At 35.8% G+C, this 24,535-nt stretch carries 19 protein-coding genes and 1 pseudogene; 12 read left to right on the top strand and 8 right to left on the bottom strand.

The genetic code is table 11. The features are described from left to right. Positions 1–21: 21 nt before the first annotated feature. From PZ638_RS11850 to PZ638_RS11840, 3 genes are all read right to left on the bottom strand, one after another. A complete protein-coding gene (locus tag PZ638_RS11850; RefSeq protein ID WP_241098301.1) occupies positions 22–552 on the bottom strand; it encodes a fimbrial protein in 531 nt (176 codons plus the stop codon). A gap of 72 nt (positions 553–624) precedes the next feature. Beyond that, positions 625–1,158, bottom strand: coding sequence for a fimbrial protein (locus PZ638_RS11845; protein ID WP_094962509.1), 534 nt, complete (start codon positions 1,156–1,158; stop codon positions 625–627). Between the two features lie 93 nt (positions 1,159–1,251). Then, a complete protein-coding gene (locus tag PZ638_RS11840; RefSeq protein ID WP_004264112.1) occupies positions 1,252–1,590 on the bottom strand; it encodes a helix-turn-helix domain-containing protein in 339 nt (112 codons plus the stop codon). A 1,228-nt stretch (positions 1,591–2,818) separates the two neighbouring features. Here PZ638_RS11840 and PZ638_RS11835 point away from each other — a divergent pair. Both PZ638_RS11835 and PZ638_RS11830 read left to right on the top strand, forming a co-directional pair. Continuing rightward, a pseudogene (locus tag PZ638_RS11835) lies at positions 2,819–3,265 on the top strand (tyrosine-type recombinase/integrase); the annotation flags it as partial. A 245-nt stretch (positions 3,266–3,510) separates the two neighbouring features. Further along, positions 3,511–4,845, top strand: coding sequence for a hypothetical protein (locus tag PZ638_RS11830; protein ID WP_272662772.1), 1,335 nt, complete (start codon positions 3,511–3,513; stop codon positions 4,843–4,845). A gap of 138 nt (positions 4,846–4,983) precedes the next feature. Here PZ638_RS11830 and PZ638_RS11825 read toward each other — a convergent pair whose 3' ends face one another. From PZ638_RS11825 to PZ638_RS11815, 3 genes are all read right to left on the bottom strand, one after another. After that, on the bottom strand, positions 4,984–6,648 hold the full coding sequence (locus tag PZ638_RS11825) for a hypothetical protein (protein ID WP_272662771.1): 1,665 nt from the start codon (positions 6,646–6,648) through the stop codon (positions 4,984–4,986). A 181-nt stretch (positions 6,649–6,829) separates the two neighbouring features. Continuing rightward, complete coding sequence (locus tag PZ638_RS11820) at positions 6,830–7,624, bottom strand: DNA translocase FtsK (RefSeq protein ID WP_272662770.1); 795 nt, start codon at positions 7,622–7,624, stop codon at positions 6,830–6,832. A 61-nt stretch (positions 7,625–7,685) separates the two neighbouring features. Further along, positions 7,686–8,102 carry a hypothetical protein gene (locus PZ638_RS11815; RefSeq protein WP_070929666.1) on the bottom strand — a complete coding sequence of 139 codons (417 nt, stop codon included), beginning with the start codon at positions 8,100–8,102 and terminating at the stop codon, positions 7,686–7,688. Positions 8,103–8,239: 137 nt separating this feature from the next. Between PZ638_RS11815 and PZ638_RS11810 the strand changes: the two genes are divergently transcribed. From PZ638_RS11810 to PZ638_RS11800, 3 genes are all read left to right on the top strand, one after another. After that, positions 8,240–8,524 carry a helix-turn-helix domain-containing protein gene (locus PZ638_RS11810; protein ID WP_275612115.1) on the top strand — a complete coding sequence of 95 codons (285 nt, stop codon included), beginning with the start codon at positions 8,240–8,242 and terminating at the stop codon, positions 8,522–8,524. A 99-nt stretch (positions 8,525–8,623) separates the two neighbouring features. Further along, the gene (locus tag PZ638_RS11805; RefSeq protein ID WP_048608177.1) at positions 8,624–8,965 is read left to right on the top strand and encodes a hypothetical protein; all 342 of its coding nucleotides are present in this window, start codon (positions 8,624–8,626) and stop codon (positions 8,963–8,965) included. Positions 8,966–8,980: 15 nt separating this feature from the next. After that, complete coding sequence (locus PZ638_RS11800) at positions 8,981–9,292, top strand: hypothetical protein (RefSeq protein WP_272662768.1); 312 nt, start codon at positions 8,981–8,983, stop codon at positions 9,290–9,292. 231 nt (positions 9,293–9,523) lie between these two features. On the opposite strand, the gene PZ638_RS11795 is transcribed toward PZ638_RS11800, so the two are convergent. Then, positions 9,524–11,782, bottom strand: a complete 2,259-nt coding sequence (locus PZ638_RS11795) for an autotransporter outer membrane beta-barrel domain-containing protein (RefSeq protein WP_272662767.1) — start codon at positions 11,780–11,782, stop codon at positions 9,524–9,526. A gap of 641 nt (positions 11,783–12,423) precedes the next feature. Here PZ638_RS11795 and PZ638_RS11790 point away from each other — a divergent pair. Continuing rightward, positions 12,424–12,858 carry a DUF2787 family protein gene (locus PZ638_RS11790; RefSeq protein ID WP_048608175.1) on the top strand — a complete coding sequence of 145 codons (435 nt, stop codon included), beginning with the start codon at positions 12,424–12,426 and terminating at the stop codon, positions 12,856–12,858. A 70-nt stretch (positions 12,859–12,928) separates the two neighbouring features. Beyond that, positions 12,929–13,450 (top strand): hypothetical protein, encoded by a 522-nt coding sequence (locus PZ638_RS11785; protein WP_187710317.1) that lies wholly within the window; start codon positions 12,929–12,931, stop codon positions 13,448–13,450. A 69-nt stretch (positions 13,451–13,519) separates the two neighbouring features. On the opposite strand, the gene PZ638_RS11780 is transcribed toward PZ638_RS11785, so the two are convergent. After that, positions 13,520–14,014 (bottom strand): hypothetical protein, encoded by a 495-nt coding sequence (locus PZ638_RS11780; protein WP_140171330.1) that lies wholly within the window; start codon positions 14,012–14,014, stop codon positions 13,520–13,522. Positions 14,015–14,277: 263 nt separating this feature from the next. Between PZ638_RS11780 and PZ638_RS21225 the strand changes: the two genes are divergently transcribed. From PZ638_RS21225 to PZ638_RS11760, 5 genes are all read left to right on the top strand, one after another. Continuing rightward, positions 14,278–14,469: a helix-turn-helix transcriptional regulator gene (locus tag PZ638_RS21225; protein ID WP_048607098.1), complete on the top strand. Its 192-nt coding sequence runs from the start codon at positions 14,278–14,280 to the stop codon at positions 14,467–14,469. A gap of 95 nt (positions 14,470–14,564) precedes the next feature. Beyond that, entirely contained in the window at positions 14,565–15,632 is a 1,068-nt protein-coding gene (locus PZ638_RS11775; RefSeq protein WP_048607100.1) for a hypothetical protein, read from the top strand. A gap of 371 nt (positions 15,633–16,003) precedes the next feature. Continuing rightward, a complete protein-coding gene (locus PZ638_RS11770; protein WP_259465991.1) occupies positions 16,004–17,506 on the top strand; it encodes a hypothetical protein in 1,503 nt (500 codons plus the stop codon). Between the two features lie 380 nt (positions 17,507–17,886). Further along, a protein-coding gene (locus PZ638_RS11765; protein ID WP_183124499.1) for an IS5 family transposase occupies positions 17,887–18,692 on the top strand; the annotation gives its coding sequence in 2 pieces (ribosomal slippage) (positions 17,887–18,237 and positions 18,240–18,692; 804 coding nt in all). A 254-nt stretch (positions 18,693–18,946) separates the two neighbouring features. Then, the gene (locus PZ638_RS11760) at positions 18,947–24,064 is read left to right on the top strand and encodes an ATP-binding protein (protein WP_275612114.1); all 5,118 of its coding nucleotides are present in this window, start codon (positions 18,947–18,949) and stop codon (positions 24,062–24,064) included. Positions 24,065–24,535: the final 471 nt, after the last annotated feature.

Here is a 24,535-nt window from a genome sequence, read left to right as displayed (position 1 = left end):
TAACAATAATTTATTTATTATTTAGTAATAATCTAGTTTAAAACGCAGTGATGTTTGATACTGCCCAGCACGTAAAGGTGTTTTATCTGAAATAACTTTTAACTGATAATTCAAAATATATTTCCCAGCTTTTATATCGTTCGGTAGTGTTTTTTTTCCTGGGTAAATATGTACGCCTTTCGAATCAGTTAATAATAGTGCTATACCTTGTGCTGACCCCGATACTGAAAAAAAATCCCCATTAACAGGCCCATCAAATGAAACTTCAAATGTTTTCCATGGTTCACCTGTATAAGATGTTAGTTTGCAACCAATTAATGTAATAAAAAAATCATGTGCTTGTCCTTGTCCTTTTTGCTGTATTAATGATAGTGGTAAAATTCCCATGTCAATGGATTGTTCATAAGAACCAGTATCAATACTACATGCCGTATCCATAATGCTACCTTGTATTATCAGATCCATTGAGTTATTTGCAGAAGCATTTTTAAAAAAGGGTAATAGTAAAAAAAAACACAATGATAAAATAACTTCTTTTTTCTTTGTTATCATATTATAACCATTAAAATATACACCACGAGGTCTATCAACCCCGTGGTGAGATAGCATCTTATAAAAATTTATTTAATTATATGCTAATGTAAAATTAGTAACTGCTTGGAATTTCCCTGGTGTTACTGGAATAACTTTGCTTTGCGCATCAACTAACTGAAGTCCAATTAATGATGCTTGGAATTTTAATGTGTTATTCCCTTCAACATAATTTTGTTTTGCGCCAGAGTTAACTTTAATTTGAGTACCCGATGAATTCATGATCTTCACTGCGGCACCAGTAGCATCACCTGTAATCTGTAAATAACCTGTATCTTTCCCCGCTTCAGTTCCCTTGAAAGTTACCGCAACTTGATTATCACCTTTTAGGTTACAGCCTTCTAATTTAATCTGAAATGGTTGTGCTGATGATTCACCACCGTTATCTAAAGTCACATTAGATACTTGGCCTAATGGAACTTCTTGATTCTCTTCACCAGGAGCAATAGAGCATGGCGCTTCAATAATAGAACCAGAAAATGTTACCGTTCCACTCCCTGCATCAACAGCTAAAGCAGATGTACTCATTAAACCAGAAATCATAGTTGCTAAAATAATTTTTTTCATTTTTTCCTCAAACGATAAGTATAGATATACATATAAATATTTATATGCATTTTTTTAATAAAAAAATATTTAAATAAAATATATTTAAATGGACTAATAAAAATAAATTGTATCAGATGCTGATATCTTATTTTTTAAAGAAATTACATCATCCGAAGGGGATTTTTGAACTTCAGCAATAATAAGCTTAATGACTCTTTCAAATGGACAATCGAGTGCTACGCTTAAATTAAATAACATATCAATACTAATTTTATTTATTCCACGTTCATAACGTGACATTTGTTGCTGTGAAACATTTACTTGTTTTGCTAGTTCACAAGCAGAAATACCATTCTCTTTACGTATTTTTCTTATAACTAATCCACAGTAAATAGAAAATAGATTATCTTGTGTTTCATATTTGGATATGACTCTATTAACTTTACTCATAATTAATAACAAGGTCTCAGTTTAATAATTTATAATTTGTTGTGCTCTTATATATTCCCTTTAAGTGCTTACAATTATAATGAGTAGTATTTTTTAAATCAAACCACGAAAAAGAATAGAGTCTATTTAATTGGCTATATTTACACTTTTTACAATTCAGTTGTTTTTCTTATCTAACAATAAGTTATAAACATTTAAAGTTTTTAACAATTTTTTTAAAATCAAATTTAGAAGTTAGCTTGTTAGTTTATTAGGCTTGGTTTGACATAAAAAAAAGTATTTTTATCTGAAATTAACAAATTTTAATAAATCCTCTTAGATTGTAACAAAATAACTTGATTTCAATCAAAAACACACACATAAGGAGTGATTATGTAATTTGAAAAACGAAAGACTTTAGAAAAAAGACAGTAAAATCAAGTGATTAATTAATACTCTCATTTGGAGTAAAAATCTACAAAAAAATACAATTAAATCATTATAGTAGCTAGCAGAGATGATGTGTGGCTTCTTATCATTACATCAATAGCCTTACTTATCTAAATATTTATACCTCCATAGCCGAGACACTATAGGGTTCTATCTGCTTAAATTTTTTGTTACGGGCTCTTCTAGCTTACTTTATATCTAGTAAGAGAGTTACTGCAGAGTAGTAAACAAGTACGGATATGTGTCGTTTTTTACCATAATGTTTTATTTTAAGATATGACTTAGGGCGGTCATTAGTCTGATATTTTTTAACTTGGCTTTGTTAGCCTGTAAATTCAAATTGTTATGAAAGTAAGCTAGATTCTATTTATTTAGAAAGAGAAGGAGAACCAATAGTGAGTTTTTATGATATAACAGGAGGGAAAACAGCATAGTATTATATTTATAAATTAAATATTATGCTGTTTTTTTGATTAATGATACTTTTTAGTTGGGTGCAAATCTAAAATATAGGCTTACACATTAAGCACTAACTTAGGGTGTATTTATTTGATTTTTATTGATTTAATTTTGTGTTATTGATTTTGTACTCAGCGGTGTACTCATTTAGAACAAGGTGTCTGATAAAATAGCGTATTATTGTTAAAATTAAACAATTCCATACAATAAATTTACTTCGCAATGACTATTATAAAGTGGCATAAAGTTATATTTTCCTTTTTTGATAATATGCTAAAGAGCGTTATAGGTAAAGTTAACTTGATTAGCTTGCTATCTATTGATACGGATATTACCAGTCAATGCTTTTCGTCTGACGCTTTGGACAAGCTGCCGAACTGGTGAAGTGTGCGCAATGGCTTGGGATGATGTGGATCTTGAAAAAGGAACTATTCATTTGAAAGAAACCAAGACAGGAATTGAACGATATGTGCAATTACCCGAGCAAGCAGTCACCTACTTGAAATCAATGCGCATGAACTCCGATAAATATCTTTTCCCATCTCAAGTAACCAAGTTGCCGATTCAACAAAAATATCTAACAGAATGTGCGTGACGTTTACGCAAAGAAGGCAAGATGCTAGATATCCCTGATTGGTCACCTCATGATTTACGTCGAACAGTACGTACTGGGTTGGCTAAATTAGGTTGCCCTAATGAAGTGGGGGAGGCGATACTTGGGCATTCACGTAGTGGTATCGAAGGAACGTATGATTTATGTGGTTATGAGAGTGAATGCAAGGTGTGATTGCAGAGGTGGGCGGATCATATGGGGGGATTACCGGAGTACCCATTTAAATACAAGTGCTAAGTATAATTCTATTGATCCTACCTGTATTAAGTGGACACGTTTAAAACGTACAACTAAACATATAACTATAATAATAAGACAGTGAAAATAAGAACGTTAATTTAGGTTATGGTTAAAAGCACCTTGTTCCTTTATCCTACATAAAGGAATAATTGTTGGTTATTGATAGGAAGGGAAATTTGATGGGTAAGAAAAGATACAAATCTAAATATGATGTAGTTGAAACATTAAAGCAACAAATATTTCCGTTAGAATATGAGGAGTTAATACAGGATTTGTATGATAAAGCTTGTAGGGGGTCTAGTCAGCTTTGGGATAAAATCACAAATGTCGATGATTTAATTCATGATTTGCAGTTAAAAAAAGATTTCTATGCTTCAGCTAATAAAGGCATGAACGAAGCACAAGATTGTATTATTTCCATTATTCAAGGTAGTGATAAGATTGATTACCCACAAGAGCTTTTGCTCCGAGGGATTGCTGACGCAATTGCTTGGCAGTTATTAGGTCAACAACTATGTTATGGAAGAAGATTTTTTAAGGCTGTAAAGCAGCCTGATCTATATAATTGCAATTTTGATTCTGTTGTTTTTGCTGTGAAAGAGCTGCGTAAAGATAAACCTGATTTAGTACCATTAATATCAGATCTAACATCATTCATTCAAGTTGGCGATTTATTAATGTTTGAGCCTGAGAAAGGTATCAGGTTATGTGAAGTTAAAGAAGGAGAAATGAATTCTAAAATAGGAGAATTCATGAACTTTTATATTAGCTCACGTTGCGACAGATCTTTATTTTACTTCACTAAAAAAGAAGGTACTAACGCTCTGAAGCAGCTTCAAAGAATGTTTAGACAAGCAAGTAGAATGTCACATGTTTCTAAAGTTCTTTCAACAGGTATAGGTGTAGATCCAGATACTCAAGATAAAATATATATACCAGAACAATTCTTTGAGATAACCACATGGGATGATCGGCTTGAAAGCGCATTAGAAAAATCAGATGAAGAAAGTTACGTTATTGATGTAATAGATAATTGTTTATTTTTGGGGATCTACTCATCCGAGCATATGCGGAAGGGGGGGCATATAGCATTTAATCTTTGGTTTGACGGTTGCGGTGGCTCATCAGATTGTCCTAGGGTTAGTTTATTAGATTGTATGAAAATACCACTTGCTTTACCTATATTTAGTCGTTGCATACCGGACAAATATAAATTTGATATTTTATTTGGCCGAAAGCATGTCTGTATGGGGATATCTATTGATGGACTAATCAACGAGTGTAGAAAAGAAGGATTACAGGTAAGATTTGCAACTAAAAAAGAAAGGGGACGTCTAGATAATACAAGTAACAAGCCTTTTAAATATAAAGGAGAAGTAATTTTCATTGGTAATGCTAAAGCAGAGTTTGCAATAATGGATGGTTTTTTTTTAAGGGTATTATTTCATGGTCAGAGAGCAGTTTCATTAATTAAAGTGATGCTAGATTCAGCTGAAGAGGCTAATATTATTTAGTTATCGATTGTAAATTTAAATTGTTAGGGTTAAGTTTAAAAAATATAAATAAATCGTTATATGAAATAGCGTTTTATTTAATGACCGACTAAACGGTCATTTTTTTATTTTTTGTAATGAAAAATGAATTTATTGGTGCTATTCATTAGGGGATTTGAATTGCTCAAAATCAACACCAAAGTGATTTTTAAATATTAGGCTGTATGATTGATACAATTCATCATATGAGTATTTACCATTAATCTCTTTAATGAAATCAATCTTGAAATCACCGTCATTATTTATCCATTGGCGAGTTAAATTTGAGATAATATTCATTAGAGTAAAACTATCTTTCATTTTTTCTAAATTATTCTCATTGATATTGTCTATTGATGCAGCATAAACATCTAAATCTTTTTGATTTATAAATGGTGCTTTGTATTTTTCTGTTAATTTTCTATATTCATCATTTACATTTTTTCCTGCACTACAAGCTCCAGTCCAACAAAAAAATTCAGGGCTATTTAGCTTATCCTGACTAAATGTAATGAATTTTGAAAATAAAAATCTAACTTGGTAAAATTCATCTTTAAAAGAATAATCAATTTCCTCATCTATTATTTCAGATATTTTTTTATTCTCATTCTTCCAGTTAATTATTTTGTTGAGGAAAAAGTTAGGTTTTGGATAGCATAGATTCTCGCATAGTAGTGAGGTTATTCTATCATATTCATCTTTCGAATAATCTTTAATACTTATATTTTCATTTGAATTAATGAGATTTTTTACTTCATTACATAAATCATAAAATCTAATACCAGGGATAGCATCAAAAAAAAACGAATCATCATGCTCTATTTCTAATGGAAATGCGGTGGAGGGGTTAATTGCTAGGTCACATACAATCAAAAAAATGGCTATGATTGAATCACCGAAATCTTCTGGGAAGTCATGCTCAATTATTTTTAGATAAAGCTCAAATGCATCTCCATATATTCCAGATAGCAAATCTTTATCTTTAAAATATTCTATATTGAATAAGTTTTTATTTGAAAAATATAATAATTGAAGCTGAAGAAATCTAGCTTGACCTTCATAAATTTGCTTTACCCCTAAAGGAGGGATTACTTTATTATTTTCTTTAAATGCATTGAATTCAACATAAGGGGATCCTTGTTGGCTGGATATTAGTTTTTTTAAACTTTCAATCTTATTATTAATTTTAAATTTATCTTTATCATCGAAAAAATAAGATAGCTGGTCTAGTAAGTTTATATAAGTATACGCTGTTGCATGACCGTAACTTAAATAGAATTCTTCATGCATTTCCTGAGTTATTATTTTTGGATTTATTACTAGATTTTTATAATGAAGCATGTCATAGAAATTATTGAAAACATTATTCAAATTAATGAATAATTCATCTGTTGGGGTGTTGGTCTTCACATTATTATAATAATATTGCTTTAATGATTTTATTGGACCGATCTCTTTTAAAACTATTTTAAGGGATTGTTCGATAGCTGTGTACTGAAAGGGCATTATCAGGCTTAAAATGAACCCTGATGTTGAACCTATATGTTGTCGCCAATGTATTGTTTCATGAAAATAAGTCGAATATGCACGTAATGTATCTACATCTATGTTTGAAAAACTAAGATTTCCTGTTTCTAAATTTTCTAGTTTATCATGAATAAAATAAGCTAACCTTATAGTAAAATCCTCTGTATTATAAGTTCCTAATGCATTATTATAAGTGTTGCTCTCTTCGTTGGTCGAATAATTTTTATAAATATCATTTGATTCCAATAAATTATCCATTTCAGTTCCTTTCTTTTATATCATTAATACATTAATGGTATTTCATGTTTATATATTATACAACATAAAATCTTCTTTTCATTGGGAAGAGTCTTACGGTATTCTTGTTCGATTAAGATATCCCACTGGCTGGATATTCTAGTATGTCCATATTTGTAAAAATATTACACTTATATAATAACTAATGACTCTTCCAATAAATCAAATACCGTAAATAATCCCCACCATCCTCTTGCAGCCCATGTACAAACGGTTTCATGCTTCTATGGGGTAAATCAGGCCACTCGCCAATCCCTCTTGGCTGATGAATATTTTCCTCACATAGGCTTTCCCATCCTGCTTCATTTGGCACCCATAAACCTTGCCATTCTTCTTGTGCTATTCGAGGCAGCTTCCAGCAGGGTTGATAACTAATGCGCCCATGCTGCCGTAGTACATCCAATGGGGTTTCAGGACGAAGTGTGGCAAGAAAACGGTAAGAACTGGCGTTGTTGCGAAGAGTATCCTGATAAATGTCATCGCTGTGCGTATCAATTAGGTATTCAAACGGTGAAACAGATTTCAAGATATTGGCTGTACCGCCCTCAATCTCGATTTCTTCGACCCAGACCACAATACGCTGCCAGACGATAGCTTGAATTAAGCAACGGTATTCTAGGGATTGCGTATCTAGTGGTGAATCAATGAATAACGGTGTCTGTGCTGTCTCAATAGGTGCTGCAAAGGCTGATGCATCAAAAGATTGGTAGTGAGTTGGGTATCCCTGCACTTCACGATAATCATACTGATTCAAAGGCGTAACCACACCCAAATATTCAAGTTGATAAATAATGCGCTCAGCACGGTGAAATCCTATCCGAAAATGGCGCTGTAAACGTCTCGGTGAGGCTCTGTTAATGAGAATGACATAATCAATAGCTTTAACTGTCAATGGGTCATAGCTGCTGTCTAGCGTGTTGTGGTGAGATAACTGCATAGTGCCTCTGAGTCAGTGACGAAAATACAGTTATTAAAATAACAAAAGGTATTAAAAGATACTAATCTAATTCTTCCTGTTTCATTGTGAGTGCATTTTTTAATAACGCTTTTCTTTTCTCAACTGACAGTGATTTGTAGATTTCAAGTAAAAGGTTAAGATCTGCACTTTCAGAAGATAGTGTGTTTTGCTTGATGAGCTCTTTTTCATCCGTGTTTAGGATCACCTTAAATGCATCAATATGATAGAGGTCGCCGCGCTTATTAGGGTTTTTCTTGCGAAAGTGGGGATGAAGAGCTGTGATTGACTCTAGACGGACTCTAACGCCTTTCGCGGTGGTAGGGATATCCATCTCTTTATATTCAGGGTAACGTGTTGGATCGTCAGCTTTTTCTTTTCCTATAGCAGCTAGCTCCCCACTGGTAAACCAGAGCTTGGGCGCATTATCCATTTCAGTTAATTGTTTTTTATCAGTCATGATTTTTATAAATCCCATATATATCAAAAGGATAAAATAACCGCACTAGAAAGATGTTAAAATCATAAAGATATCTATTGATAATTCCCTTTAATTGGTTTTTAATAGACGAGGAATTAAACAGTGGAGTTATTACTATGTCTAACCCTGTAGCATCTCAAAAAAAGCCCCGAAAAGGAAGCGTTGCGGATTGGCACCGTGCGGATATTGTGGCGGCTTTGCATAAAAAAGGGGTCACACTAGCGCAATTATCTCGTGAGCATGGTCTTTCTTCTCGGACGTTAAATAATGCGCTAGAGCGAGCGTACCCAAGAGCTGAACAGATCATTGCGGATGTGATTGGCACGGTTCCTGAAACAATATGGCCGAGTCGTTACATCAACAAGCCACCCTCTAATAATCATGGACGGTCATTGAAATAGCCTAAATATTTACCCTTGCCTATCGGTAAGGCATTGCACCCATTCTGGCGCCAACATCATGGAAAAAAAAACTTAATTCATTTAATTGAAGGAACAGTCATGTCTATCAAAAATAAATTGCAAAAAATCCGAGAAGAAAACGAAGTAAAAGGATTAAATGATCCGGCTTTATTTAAACAGCGTTTGCTCAACGGTGGCTTTGGATTAGCTAAAACCTTTTGGCTATTTTGGTTTTTACCGATTTTATTCTTAAATATCGTTGAATTTTTTATTACTAAAAAGGTGACATTGAATAAAGTGGAAGCATTGATTCTCATTTGGGATGTTTGCTGTTTTTACTTTATCGTGAAAATACCGAATCGCCGTGCTTGGTATTACGTGGCGTTGGTTGTGATTGCACTCGATATATTAGCAGGAATAACCGTGAATTTTCTGCTATAAGGTGACAATGTAAAAATGAAACTTAGCCAATGGATGAAATCAAGCATATTAACTGCGATGGTTGGTTTAACGGGATGCAATGAGAGTACCGTTAATTGTAATAGTGATGGTGCAAAAGCATTAGCGTTACAAGTGGTCAATCAACATGTCGGTTGGGCAATGTATGAGCAGCTTGAGAATGTGCGAACGCAACGTCAAAATACACAACGAGGCGTTTATCTCTGTGCTGCCGAAGCAACGGGAGAAGCAGGCTCTGTCACGGTAATTTATTCCGTGCAGCTCACGGATGATAAAAAAAGTTTTGTTGTTACGTTACTCAACGGTTAATTACTATGCCAGCCTATTATTAGGTTGGCATTTTACCATTTGACGTTTCTATTATTTCATTCACTTTCCACATCAATATTCCCCCGCCATAAAAAAATCATCAACGTTGTTTAATCACGCCAAAGGGAACAATTGAGATAAAAAGTCATCTAAAGACTGATTTTTAATATCGCATGGTGGAAGTGGTTTAAATAAGCCCTCAAACTGATAGTCGAGGGCTAAGTGAAAAGGTTAGAAACTGTATCTTATCCCCACAGTGCCACTGTACGGTGTTTCAAGCTTGTTGCCTTTGGCATAATTAAATTCACCATACATGTCCAGATCTTTAACAATGTTTGTATTCATACCAATACCATATTTCCCCGTTAAGCCAGACATATCATTGGTAAAGCGTTCGGTATTATTGATAGTGACATCATTATTTTTGATAAACTCTTGGCTTGCCGCCAGACGAATATAAGGTTTTGCATTACCGCCATTAGGTAGTGTAAATTCTTTACCCAATGTTGTACCTATCTCAGCTTTTAAAGAGCGGGTTGCATTCGCATTAACATGAAGATCATTATCAAACGTGTAGTGTGTTTTTTGTCCTTGGAATCCAGCGAGTTGAACATAAGGTTCAATTTGGTACGTATTGATATTAATATGTTTCCCTCCTTCAAGAGAGAATCCAATTCCATTGGTCGCATCATTGGCTTTCGATGTACCTTGATTGAAGCGTGCATTATTCTCACTAAAGAATCGATTTCCTTTGAGTACGCCATCGACGTAGTAGCCGCTATTGTGTAACCATGTCGCATAGAGGCCTAAACTGTAACTTTTGACTTGTCCGTCGCTGCTTGCTGCATCAAGAGATGAGTAGGAATAACCGAACTGACTGCCGAGGAACAGTTTTCCATTAGTTACATCAAGCTGTCGATCGCCGCCGAGGACAAACCCGTTCATGTCCTGTTTGTAGCTTGTCTGGTTATTATTAACGCGGTTACGGGCAGTTATGTATTTCAGCCACACACCATTTTGTTCAGAATCTGCGTGGAGTTCGCCTAGGCGGTTGCGTAAGACGGATAATTCGCTCGCCCAAATTGTTGGTGTGACGTTTGCGAGCATCATGGCATTGCTCGAAGATGCCGATAAATTGCCGCTGCGTTGGAGCCGCCAGTCATCGCCATCTTGGTAAAGCGAATAGTTGTAAGCGCCAATATCAGTATCACCAGAGAACGTATGAGCATCACTGCCTTTTGCTTCAATGAAACTTGAATCTAACGCCGATGTGTTTATTTCTTTACCTTGACTGTTAATATTGACATTAAAATGCCCGTCAATAGCGTCAGTCACTTGTAATGTGTCATGCTCTCCCGATGTGGCATCTATACGCAGAGTAATGTTGTTATTGTCACCTTCACCTTTCAGTTCTTTCACGGTAAGATGCCCCGCATTGAACTCTGGTGTGTTACGGCGATAAGAGGCTTGTGAAACAGACGCCCCCTCAAATTGAATATTGGCATCATACAACTCAATGATTTCCGCAGATACATCCCCTGAGACGGTCAATGTTCCTTGCTGATTAAAGACGTTGCTACCAGTGAGTGTGGCATTTTGAACTTTAGTTTCTCCTCCAACGGTCGTTATATTTTCAAGAATAGCGCCATTTTCAGCCCATAGGGTGCCGCCTTCATTGACGGCCACATCGGTTGCTTTTGTATCCTTATCAAGCGCCAGTATGCCATCTTTATTAATTGTTACACCATTAGCTGTAGTTATGCCTGCATTCGTCCTAAACTCGTTGTTATCGAGGTCGTTATCCACTGAAAGTTCTAGACGCCCTCCGGCATTGATGGTTGTATCCGTGACGATAGCTCCTTCTGACGCACTCAGAACGCCACCATTGTTAATATGGGTGTTCTTAGCTGAACTACCATTACCGATAACAGAAATATAGGCTTCATCGGTTTTTAACCCATCAACGGCATCATTAGAGCCTACTGTTGAATTAGTGATTGCGCCCCCGTTGTTAACTTCTAATACACCGTGATAATTGACTTTTGATTGGTCGGCTGTACCACCGTCGACCTTTTGGATCCCACCTGCATTGATGATGGTGCCCGTCGCCGTGCCATAAACCCATTCTGTCGCTGAATCATACCGACTTCCATCATCAAATGACGCCCCTGAACCGGTTGGATTTTTCTGTCCTGTTAAAACGGTATTATTTGATTCACCGTTTACTCGTAAATTGCCATTTTCCTTAACGGTCATATTTGACACTGTTTCCCCAGCCTCAACGGTGCAATTATCGGTCACTGTTGTGCCATTGACACAACGGCTATCATCGGCAAAGGCAGGTATTGAAGCCAGTGATGATAATGCTGAAAGTGCGATGATACCCGCTGTTTTCTTACCTTTTGCATGGGTTAGTTCAGAGACGGCAATCAACGCGTTTTGGACAGCGCTCCAGACAAGACGATAGTTTGTATTTAATTGTTTTTTCATAATGACATCTTTATTAATTGATGAAAAAAAATGGATAAGCGCCCGTTAAAATAGGCGGTTACATCGATTATTAGGTTCACTTGATAACCTTTTGTAGAACAAAATAACAAAAATTTTAATTAAAAAGGGCTACAACGTGTGAACCTATCAAACACAAGCTTACAAAATATGATCTGTTTTACCTATCAATATGATCAAAACGATTGTTAGAATCAATTACGCCTATCAATAATGATTTATCGATCGTTAAAAACGATCGGTCATGGGTTGCTGAGATTCTAATGTGAGTGAAAATTTAAGGGAGGCAGTCTAATTATTTGGGTATAACGCGAGGACAAGAGGTGATAGGGAGGGATCCTTTGGGTAAATGGCGTGATTCAGAATCAATAAATCTGATATACGGAAATTTTACGTTTTGGGCTAATGTAAACGTTGATAATGTCTTTATTTCAATAAAAATCACAGTACGCACATCCAAATAGCAATGATGGCTAAATACACGTAACTACCTGATTATAAATAATAAAATGCTTTACTTTGCTAGTGGTTATGGTAAAATATTAGCATGGCACTATACCCAAAATATGATTGGGTTTTGCTTAACAGTTTATTTTTACTTTTTTATTTAAAGGCAACTTTATATGACTATTCATCAGTCAGGGCTACGCTTGCCTATCGCACAAGTATTTAGCCAATTGTTATTACATGAACTGGATAATTCAGTGATTAACTCAGCGATTGATTTAACCACTGTTAGGGCGGTTACCTTAAATTTTCGAGACCCATTGTATAGTTCTGAAACAGGCGGTTTCCATCCTGTCGAAATACGCTTGTTACGGCTGCATGAGCAATGGCAGTTTGATTATGTGACAGATTTTTCATACATGGGGAGCTATTATCCTGAGCTTGAAAAGGAACTCGATATTTGTTGGTCGCAGGGTTATGTTTATCATTTTATGATGGGGGATATTGATGAAGAAGAGGGCGGAGCACTGTTTGAACTGTGGCAACGCAATTTTATTCAATACCACAAAATGAAATGTTATGAAGTCAGTATTCAGTGGGAAACCCACTAATTAAGTAAAAAATAATACCAGCGCTGGTGATTCCATTAAGTACAGTACAATCAATAGAAGGTTTGAGTTGATGTTGATACCGTCCAAGCAAGGGGATTTAGATTGCCTCTGTGGGATTTACAGTCTGGTGAATATGAGTACATGGTTCTATGGCGACCGCATTAAGCCCCGCCCGTTATTTAATTATCTTTTGCGTGAATACAGCGAATACTGGTCACTGTACAAGTGTTTAACCCAAGGTATTGATATTCCTGAAATGGATTACTTGATTAAGCGCCTAACCTCAAAATACCCATCACAAGCCTCTCTACACGTCACCACGCCATTTCGTTACAAAGATGGACTTACCACACAAAAAATACTGTCTACTTGTCAGGCGTTCTTAGACGCACATACAACGTCACGTCGGCTTATTCTTCTGGGTGATCAGTGGCATTGGTCGCTGGTGGAGCGTATGGATAGTGACTATCTCTATTTCTTTGATAGCCACCAGCAAGAGCGAGTAAGCCGCACCCGTTATGGATTACGAGGTAACAAGGTACGGCGGTTGTATAGTGAATCTATTTATTTTGTGGAGATATCTCCTCCATAAATTGATTTACTCTCAATCTAGACACTTAAAGCAATAAAGTGAGTAGAGGGATACAATATTGTTGTATGACTATTTTTGTGCCCGATGATTCAATTCTTCTAGGTATTCATAAAGTAACACTTCAGCTTTGTTTTGTTCTGTAAGGATACTGGTTAAATCAGCCAGTCCCCATCTAGGGGTATGTTGTTGAATTAGGGCTAAGCTATATTTGTTCATGACATGATCTGGCGTAGGTATCTGCTTTTTATTCAAGTAGTTGATGATTTTTTTGTTACTTAGGTTTTTAGCGCGTAAAGATGTCACCAACTGAAAAATTCCATAAAGTAGTTGCGATTTGGGTGTCTTGGGCGGTGGAAGAGGTGAGGGGCTATTATCATCGAATGAATTAAATAACTCGTTATAGGCAATCTCTATGCAGTAGCTAAGTGTTAAGCTCAAAGCATCACCGCTTTTAATATCACGATTATTAAATTTAGGATTGGTTTTTTTTAGTATCAATAATAGCTTTTTTAGTGAATCACTTCCAATGTAAGGGTATATTTGGTTTAGAATATCTTTATCCATTAGCATTATGAGTATCCTTAATATAAAAATCTGATTTTTAGATCAAAAAATTCTCGATATTAGCTTGCAAGAGAGCTGGTAAACTATTTTCAATTATTTTCCCTATACTGCATAGAATAAATCATTAGTCAAATTTCTCATCGTTTAATCCGCAATCGGTTGCGTCATAAACGTTGACCTTTTCCTTTCAATTGCGTGTCAGAACCCTCAAAAAACCATGGTTTAAGCTATTCCCATCGAAGCATGAAAGATGACGAGGGTATATGCATAAAGATCAACTACTCAAGATTAGTGATGTAGTGGAGCGCTGTAAGGTATCTAAAGCGACCATTTATCGCTGGGTGAAAGCAGGGGAATTTCCTGCGCAATGTCAACTCGTACCGTCTGGAAGAACCGCACGTTGGTTAGCTAGCGATCTTCATGATTGGTTGGAGAAAAGGAAGATTAATGAATGACTCTTTAAGCGTCTTATATGGACAAATGATGATGATATGGCATGACCATATACCAGTATCTGATTGATAATTTATATATTTATGGGGAAGTATCTATGAATAGTATGTCGGCAAAGCGGATTGATGATCTCACTTATTCCTGCGAAGTGGGTCGAAATGTAATGGGACAATTAATAAAAGCGAGATTTGATAAGTTATCTATTGTCTCTACCTGCGGGTCTAATATTTCGAAGTTGATAGATGAAAGAATTGAGAAAATAGACGGTACAGCTAAATATACTGTAGAACGTCGTTCTTCGACTGGCGATATGGGCAAGTACTACCGCTCAGAAGTGTTCATTCGAAGTAAGCGCAACCGTAACCAGTATTTGTTAATCAATTTTCATCCAACCGGAAAGGGGAAGAGGGGAGAATTTCGCTTTGAATTCAGTCCTCAACACTTTCGTAAAAAAGAGCTTAATGCTCTCTTTATGTGGTTAGGTAGCGAACCGTTATTAGGCGAATATTTATTTCAGCTCTTAAAATCAGCGTGGGTGACACGTATAGATTATGCACTTGATACTTATGGACTTAACATCGATGATTACTTTATCCACCTAAAGAGTGCAAGCAAAGGTAAGGTCAATAAGAATTCATCAGATGGTGGGGTTGGTATTAATTTGGGCAGTCGTAACTCTGAAATTTATGCTTCTGTCTATCCTAAATGCGATGTAGGAAAGGATATATCGGATGTTGTAGAGGAAGTTGATGAACTCGGTAATGTTTTGGTTGATGTAGAACAGTATCCGAAATTTTTACGCATTGAATTACGTTACCAGCCACAAAAACAAAAACTGTTATTACGTAAGATGAATAATATGCCTAATTTACTTGAAAAAGTGATCTTCATTGACACTAAGGTGACATCTGAACTAGCCGTGTTAGTTTCTGACTATAAAGTGCGGACATTACCAGAAATAAGGGCATACATTAAAGAGAAATACCCGAAAAAAGTAGTGAAGAAGCTTGATCGTTTGTTAAAAAAACATCATGTGGAGTTGATTGATCACCAAAAGGTGTGGGATCAGCTTTACATACTGAAATACGACCTTGCCATTCTTGGCAATGATGCTCTTTGGCAGAAGAATTTACGTGAAAAATGGGCTCTTAAACACGGTTATTAATAGCCTGTATCACGGGTAATGGTGTAGGGTCGCTGCGGCAGTATTGTGTGGCGACTCAACATAATAATATATGTATATATATATCAATGCTGGTTACCAGCATAACATCAAGTTTAGCAAGCATCATAAGCATAATGGCTATGAATAATAACGTATATATATAATGCCTATAGTGTGGGGATATTGGGATTAGCTATTTTCGTCTAGACCGCGAGTTGTTGGTCTTAACTGATCGCTTTGAGTAGCTGGCACGGGTATTTGACGCTTTCTCGGTTTTTCTAATTACCCACTAAAAAATGGGGTTAGGGATTAACCCCATTAAAAATGCATTTGCGTAATTCAATTTACTATTAACAACATGGTAAATTGAAATGACAGCATATATCACCAAAGATAACATTCTTGTTACAGAAGCTACAGTAGAAGCCTATAAAGCGATTGTTCTGAGCGTTCCCTTTGATAATACCGTCGATCAACGTCAAAAACCTCAATATTACAGTGAAATTGGCTTGTTCTTACAGCATATTATCTGTAGTGCGACGGTTAGCAAAAATACGAAGAAAAAAGCGAGGTTTAAAGGAAATAAAAAATGGACGTACTCTGTGCCATTTTCCGCTGAACTGGGGAAAGAGAAATTCCCTATGATTTTTAAGCAAAGTCGTGATTTAGGATTAGAGCGCGGTTTAGAGTGCTTAGAACAAGCTAATATTATTAAGATTATTCCACATAGCTTTGGGATCCATAAATGTCGTGAATTTGCTTTATCTAAAAGTGTCCTTAAAGCCTTATTTCCCGGTAAACGAAAGGATTATCTTAAACGCACCGATCGCTATACCTATTTGACGAATATTTTTGATAAGCGTAAGAAACCCGAAACACTGTATGAATTGATGTTAAAAAGCTATTATAATGTAAAGCCTCCTAAGCATAAAACATCGAAACGAGCCATCGAAAATGCCAATTTTAGACAGCGTATTATCGGTGTGTATCAACAACTCGAAGCATTACCGATCAACCTTGATAAACTACAAGAATATTGTAATGACCATCCTACTGCAAAAAATAAGAGCTTTTATTTTAATTTTATCTCTCATTTGATGGAGGTAGGTGTCAAGGTGATGAGTGAAACACCGCTAATCGTTGAGTATCGACAAGCGTATAAAACCGCCAAAGTGGGTAGCCGTTCTTTTGAGGTAGGTACAGGTTTTCAATATTTACCCAGCAAGATGAAATGGGCATGTTTAGCCAACGGGTACAATTATGATATTAAAGGCTGCCAGTTAGCTATCTTAGAGCAAGAATTCAAGAAATATGGGATTAGCACTGATTCACTATCTGTACTAGAAACTGACTTTATCAAAGATACGCTAGGTGTAGATGATAATCTCGTTAAAACTATCCGCTACGGTACTATATTTAATGCTGGCTCTGTTAGTTTGTCAGCGAAGGGAAGTATGGTGAAAAAGCTACGAAAGCTCTATTCCGACGATTATGTATCAGAAATACTGGAACATTGGAAATTAGAGACAACAGAGCTACGCGAAAGCATAAATCAACTCATTGACGAGTATCTAAAAATAGGAAAGAAAAATAGGCATGGGCTTTCTGTCGTGAATGCGGCTGGGCAGCCATTCAATACGACAAAGCGAAAAACAAAAAACGAGGAGTGGAAGGCGTGGCGTCGTGATGTGATGAGACGTAAGCTACTCGCCCACATGATTCAAGGACTAGAAAGCCGTGCAGTCTATGATTATGTAAGGTCGCACAACGGTGTCTGTGCACTAGAACACGATGGATTTGTGAGTTTGCATGAGCTGTCTGATGGTGATTGGAAACACGAGTATTTGGAGATTGTGTTGAAACATGGTTGTTAGTAGTGAATTAAAATTAATTTCTTGGAATTAGTTTGCGCTTTCTCTGTGGCACAGAATCATGCTTAATTAAGTGGCAGTTCTGTGCCAGAAGCGGAAGCGGCTAACAACATTCTGTATTGATTAACGGGGGTAGGTCAAAAGATGTGCGTGGCACGCTTTAGATTGACCTGCACAGGCAGAGTTCAGTTATAAATAGTGAATGAGCACATCGCTGACTTATTCAAAAATAAATACTATAAAAGTAACTTTTACTTCTATACTGATGGCGAGTGCCATTGATAACGTAACCGGCGCAGTTCTGTGAGAATAAAATAACATTAAGAACCTATCCCAAAAGGAATTGTCAGATAATACATAATGATAATTTCTGAGGGCGAAGCATGGTGGGCAACAAGTGGCAAATCAGTGATGAACTCTGGGAGAAAATGGCTCCTCTCATCCCGGAGCATAGAACTCAACACCCGCTGGGTACGCACCGCAAGCGGGTTGATAATCGCGCTGCAATGAACGCCATTTTCTTCGTACTCAGGACGGGTTGCCAGTGGAATGCGCTAAATGCCACCGGTATATGCTCGTCAAGCTCTGCTCATCGCCGATTTCAGGAGTGGCGGGATGCTGGCGTATTTGAACGCTTCTGGCAAAACGGGTTGCTTGCTTGCGAACAGTTGGACGCTATTGACTGGTCGTGGCTGTCGATGGAGTGTTGTATGACCAAATCACCGCTGGCAGGCTCAAAAAAACAGGCAGGAACCCAACAGACCGGGGGAAACGGGGCGTAAAGCGCAGTCTGATGACTGACGGGAACGGGCTTCCGCTTGCACTGGTTGTTGCCGGAGCAAATACGCACGACATAAAGCTGGTTGCGGATACGCTCGATGCCCTCCAGACGGGCAGACCGGGCAAGAGGCTCCGGTTATGCATGGACAAAGGGTATGAAGCGGAATGGTTGGGATCGTATCTGAAAAGTCGTCGCTATGAACCTCATATCCAGTCAAGGAAGGATGAATCAGAAGCCATCAAAAACACGGATTTTAAGGCTCACCGCTGGGTTGTAGAGAGAACACACAGTTGGGTGAATCGCTACCGTCGTGTCTTGACTCGTTGGGAGAAGAAGGTCGAGAATTATGAGGCGATGCTGCATTTTGCCTGCGGTATCATTGTCTGGAATAAAACCCTATTGGGATAGGTTCTAAGAGTTGGGGTGAATTTACAGCTAGATTCCATTTACTACTTGATAATGAGCAGGAAGACACTCAAGTGCCGTTATTTATTGAAGATATTTATATGGAAGCAAAAATATGGATTGAGCTTGAAAAAAATCATTATAAAAATGATAAAAGGAGAAAAAGCCTTTAACTTTTATAACATGTTTCAATTATCTTAATTAGCTATGATAATCATGAATTTATAGCGTTATATATTTATTGAAGGAAGATCAGAATGAGCGTGGACTCAAAAAAGCAAAGCAATCCGTTTTCAACAGGTGGAGGTGGTGTAAATTTTGAAACTAGAGTTCAAGCATCATTTGCTATCGCACTACTTACTCAATCTTGTGTTCCATGTTTGTCTCAAAATATGAGGCCTCAAGAACTAAAATTCCAAAATAAATATGATGGTTCGAATACTGATGATTTTGTTTTAGTCGCATCAGATAAATTGGGTAATAAAAGTAAATTATATGCTCAAATAAAACATGAAATAACAATAAGTGGATCGATTGGAAGTGATGAAAATAGTTCTATTTTTTCAGATGTTATAAAGAGTGCATGGGAAGATTTCCAGAAGGATTCTTTTGATAAAAAAAATGATGCGATTGTTTTAATCACAGGACCACTTCCTAAGCTGGATATAGCCAATATGCTTCCACTCTTAGAATGGGCTAGGTATTCATCAAGTGCATCAGACTTTATTAAAAAATCAAATACTAAAGGATTTACTAGTGCAGCAAAGCTAAAAAAGTTAGAGGCTTTAAGAAAGCAGTTAGATCATGCTAATGGTGGTCTGGCAATAACTGACGAACAGTTTTGGGAATTTCTTCGAGTTTTTTATCTAATTTCTTTTGATTTAGATGCTAAACATTCGGTAGTTGCCCACTTATTATGTTCACTTATTCAATGTCATTCTAATGAATCACCGGAACTTATATTATCTAAAGTCATTACGTGTGTTCAGGAATATAACCAGAATGCAGGAACACTAACGCTTGAAAATATTCCTCAAGAGGTTAGAGATTTATTTCAAGTTAATAGTAAAGTTAATTTTGAAATGGATTTTCTTAAACTCCAAGAGCGTGGACGTCACATTTATGATGGTATTTCAAACAAAATCCAAGGCTTTCATGTTAGTAGAGATGATTATTTACTAGAAATTTCAGAAGCTTTTGATACAAGTGATTTCGTATTTGTAACAGGATCGAGAGGTTCTGGAAAATCAGGCATAGTAAAAGATTTTATTTCAAGCAAAGGTAAGGATGTACCAGTTTTTTATCTGAGAGCTGAAGACTTAGACCGAACTCATCTTAATGATGTTTTCTCATCTATCGGTATGAGTTCAACCTTAGGTCAAATTGAAGGATATTTTTCTTTACTTCCTAAGAAAATTCTAGTTATTGAGTCTATTGAAAAAATTTTAGAACTTGACCATCAAGAAGCATTTATTGATTTACTTCAGTTTATCCGTCAACAGGAAGGATGGACCATCATTGCGACAGGACGTGATTACGCGTTTCAACTGCTTTGTTTTAACTTTTTGCAACAGAATCAGATCAATTTTACCAGTGTAAACATTGAAGGTTTTTCTGAAGCACAAGTACAACTAGTTTGTGAACATATTCCTGAGCTTAAAACATTAATATCAAATGATGCATTAGTAGATATTCTTCGGATACCATTTTTTATTGATATTGCTGTTCGTGCGATAAGTAACGGCGCACAATTTCAAACAGGTGATACTGAAATTGATTTTAGAAAGAATGTTTGGTCTTCAGTTATTGCTAAAGAGCAAGACCGAAAATCTGGTATGCCAATAAAACGTAGAAAAACATTTATTGAAATTGCTACACAGCGAGCAAAAAAAATGGTGTTTGGTATTGCAGCAGATCAATTTGATCCAGTAGTAATATCTAAACTTGAAGAGGATAACTTAATTTATCGAGATTCAAAAAATTCAACTATCAGCCTCCCCCATGATGTACTAGAGGATTGGGCATTAGAGGAATTTATTGAAGATAAATATAAACATAACATAGATAATTTGGATGAATTTTTATCTGCTATAGGTAATGAGCCTGCTATAAGTAGAGCTTTTAGATTGTGGTTATACCGTCGATTGCAATTTGATGAATCTACTTATGATTTTGTTGGTGATATATTAACCAATAATAATATTGAAAGTTTCTGGAAAGATGAAACTATTGCGGCAATTTTACAGCATAATTCTCCAAATATATTTTTACAGTCTATGAAAGATAATCTTCTTAATAATGATTGTGCTTTATTGATTCGTTTTTGTTTTATTTTGAGAATTACTTGTCAAAAACCAAATTCTCATTTTACTGATTCACTCTCATTAGATAAGAAATCTGGAATACTCCGGACGTTATTTTTAGTACCTTACGGTAAAGGGTGGGGAGCCCTATTTAATTTTATCTACGAGGTTAGAAATGAATTAAGTAAATCTATCCATAATCAAATTATTGAGTTAATTAATGAATGGTATGGTGTTATAAACATTAACGATGATCTTCCGACAGAATCTAGAATCGTTGGTTTAATAGCTCTTTGGTTATTAGAGCCTTTAAAGGATGATTACCAAAATAAAATTGGTAGAAAAAAAATCATTACTGTTTTACTTAAAGTCTCTCCATCAATAGAAGCAGAATTTGATCAGTTAATGGTACAAGATGTTTTTGTTTCTAAAGTTAATCCTAGAAGATTGAGTTATGTAGAACAATTAACAAGTTTAGCTTTAGTTGGAATACATGTACCAATGTTATGTAAGAACCGGCCTGATTTTATTATTAAGCTAGCAATGCATGAATGGTTACTACAAGAAAAAGAAAGTGATGAGTGGTCACGATACAACAGAATAGAGATAGATGAATCTTTTGGGCTCGATAAAGAAAGAGATTTCTCTCCATCTAGTGGTTTAAAAGGACCATTTATATATTTATTGAAATATCATCCTAGAAAAGGTTTAGATTTTATTCTTGAATTATGCAATCTAAGTGCAGAAACTTATGCTCAATCTGAATTTGCAAATCCTTCAGCAGAACATTTATATGTAGGTGAAGTGACAGTCAAACAAATTGAGTTAAAACTGAACGATGAAATGCTTATAAAACAGTATGCATCTCCTCACTTATGGAAAGGTTATCGAGGACAATCGACCTTACCTAATATACTACAGTGCGCTCTCATGGCTTTGGAAAATTGGTTGATAGGCTATGTTAGTAATTGTGGTGAGGAAAATCAAATTGAGTGGATTTATAATCATATATTAAAAAATAGTAACTCTGTAATGACTACTTCTGTTTTATCGTCAGTAGCTGTTGGATTTCCAGCTAAGATTGGAAAAGCAGCATTTCCAATCCTATACAATCCAGATGTGTACTCTTTAGATTTGGCTCGAATGATACAGGAAAGAGGCAAAAATACGCTTAATTGGTTTGGATATTTTCCAAATGATGTAATGAGTGAAGTCTATGCAGAGGAGAGAAAAGAAGCAGCTCTTAGACCTTGGAGAGGAGAGTCATTAGAGAACTTATTAATGAGACTACAATTAGACTCTGAGTTGCGAGAAGATGCATTAAAAATCATAGATCAGCTTAAAGTTGAAGCTTCTGGTAGGAATGAAAAAAATATTAGATATTTAGTCCATAGAGTAGATTCAAGAACTTGGGATGTTATTAATGATGAAGAAAATAATCGAATTGTGTTTAAAACTTCCTCTGAACTCCCTGAAGATTTAAAACAAGATCAGAAGCAGGTTACGGAAAAGCATAGTGCACATAGTTCAATAATTAGTTTGAATTTATGGGCAAGTATATTATTTAAAGAAAAACAATTTAAGTCAGAGTATTTTGCTTCATATAAGGAGGGATTAGAAGCCGCAAAGCAATTATTAGTCGATCTTAAAAATCGAAAAATTCATGATTTTTCAGAAATGGCAGTTGAAACAATAACAACTGTGGTGGCTGTTTGCATTCGTGATGATATAGAAAGTTTAAGTAGTGAAAATATAGAGTGGTGCTTAAGTATAATTATGGAAGCAGTCTTTATGCATGCGGATATTACAGAAGGTTCATCTCAGTATGATCTAACAGATCATTACGGTTCAAGTGCATGCGCTTTTGTTTTGCCAAAGTTATTAGCATTACCTCTAGATGCAGAGCGAATAGATAATTTAAAACTTGCTTTAGCGACAGCTTTAACACATCCAAATGTTAATGTTTGTGCCTCGGCAGCCAAAGGTGTGAGAGAGTTTCTTTGGCCAATTGACAGTAAATTAGCATCTGATTGTCTAAGTGGAGTTGTTGAATATGCTAAGTTTAGAAAAGAGGAAACGGATAGTCATGCGCTTTATTATTTACAAGGAGAGAAATTAAACGTTGCCCTTGAAAATAAAAAAACTCAGATAGTAAATTTTCGTCTCAAATTAATTGCGGGAGATTTTAAATTTAGTGTCGATGATATTTCCTTGGAAAGCCATTCATCATGGTTTATTCATTTACCTATGTTAATGATTCCGCTTGGATCTACAGAGCTTCAACAAATTAATCTGATCAAAAAAATTGTAAATTTTGTTTTTGACTCTGAATACAAAAATTATAAGTCAAATGATGATGAAAATATAAATCATGATATCAAAAAGTATATTCAAGATACTTTTGTTGAACATGTTATCTATTCAAAGAATTACAATTTTATGCCTTATAAAGAGCTAATAATTTCTGGGTGTTTACGGGCACCAAGTTTTATTTATTCAGTGAAATTATCATTTGACGTTGCTGCAGGGAAAGATAATGATTTTGATGCTATATGGTCACTATGGAAAGTTATAGAGCCTGAATTACATAAGATCGCTCTAAATGATGTTAATGATCCTTATCAAGGCCTACAGAGTGACTTAAATAAATTGCTACGCGGAGAGCTTTATGCAGATACTTCATGGCAAGGGCATGAAAGTGATAGAAAATGTATGGAAAAAGGTGTTGAGCATTTACTTGGGTTTGCTAAGCAATCTGCAAATAACAGTCATGTTTTCATGGCTTTATCTTCGCTGATATATCATTTTTATGATTTGTTTTTTGACAAGGGTATTCAAATTCTAGCTGAAAAATTTACCAATGACTCTGCTCTGATAGCAAAGCAGGTTAACACTGCATTCTATTTAGAAATGTCTATAGCAAGATATTTGCAAGTAGAAAATCGAGGAATGTTGAGTCGTAGAATGTATAAGATTTGTCTTGTTCTCTTAGATGGTCTCGTAGAAACGGGTTCTGCACGAGCCTATTACCTTCGAGAACATCTGGTTCGTTCTAGGAAAATTACTGCTTAAAGTATGGTTCATATTTCTTTTATAGTGTGACACATTTGTGTCATGACATTAATAAAATATGCTTTAGTTACATTGGTTTCAATTGATAAATACACAGGCAAGCGATGTAAGTGATTGATTTATAAGTTTACATATTGATGTGTTTCGGACTCATAATCAGGAGATAATGCAACAAGCGTCTGCAAACCTATGTGCTTTAAGAGAGCTAGACCAAATTTCCACCATTCAGCAAAGGGGGGAGGCTGTTTTTTTCGCACCAGACAGTTCAGGAAATCGAAGGTGGCATAGAAAAAGAATGTGTAACCGAACCTCTTACTACCAAGCTCAGGTGACCTGCTCCCAAATGATTCACAAATATTCATACTAGTAAATCTCTAGGCTGCCAATCATGAATGTCCGCTCTTCGCTCAAAGCAGATGGAAATGAAGTGACATTGTGCTGTAAAATTTTTAACTAGAACAGTGATCTATA

This window comes from Providencia hangzhouensis, assembly GCF_029193595.2.
Classification (GTDB): domain Bacteria; phylum Pseudomonadota; class Gammaproteobacteria; order Enterobacterales; family Enterobacteriaceae; genus Providencia; species Providencia hangzhouensis.
Note: the sequence above shows the minus strand (reverse complement) of the source record. Positions and strands in the feature narration are given on the sequence as shown.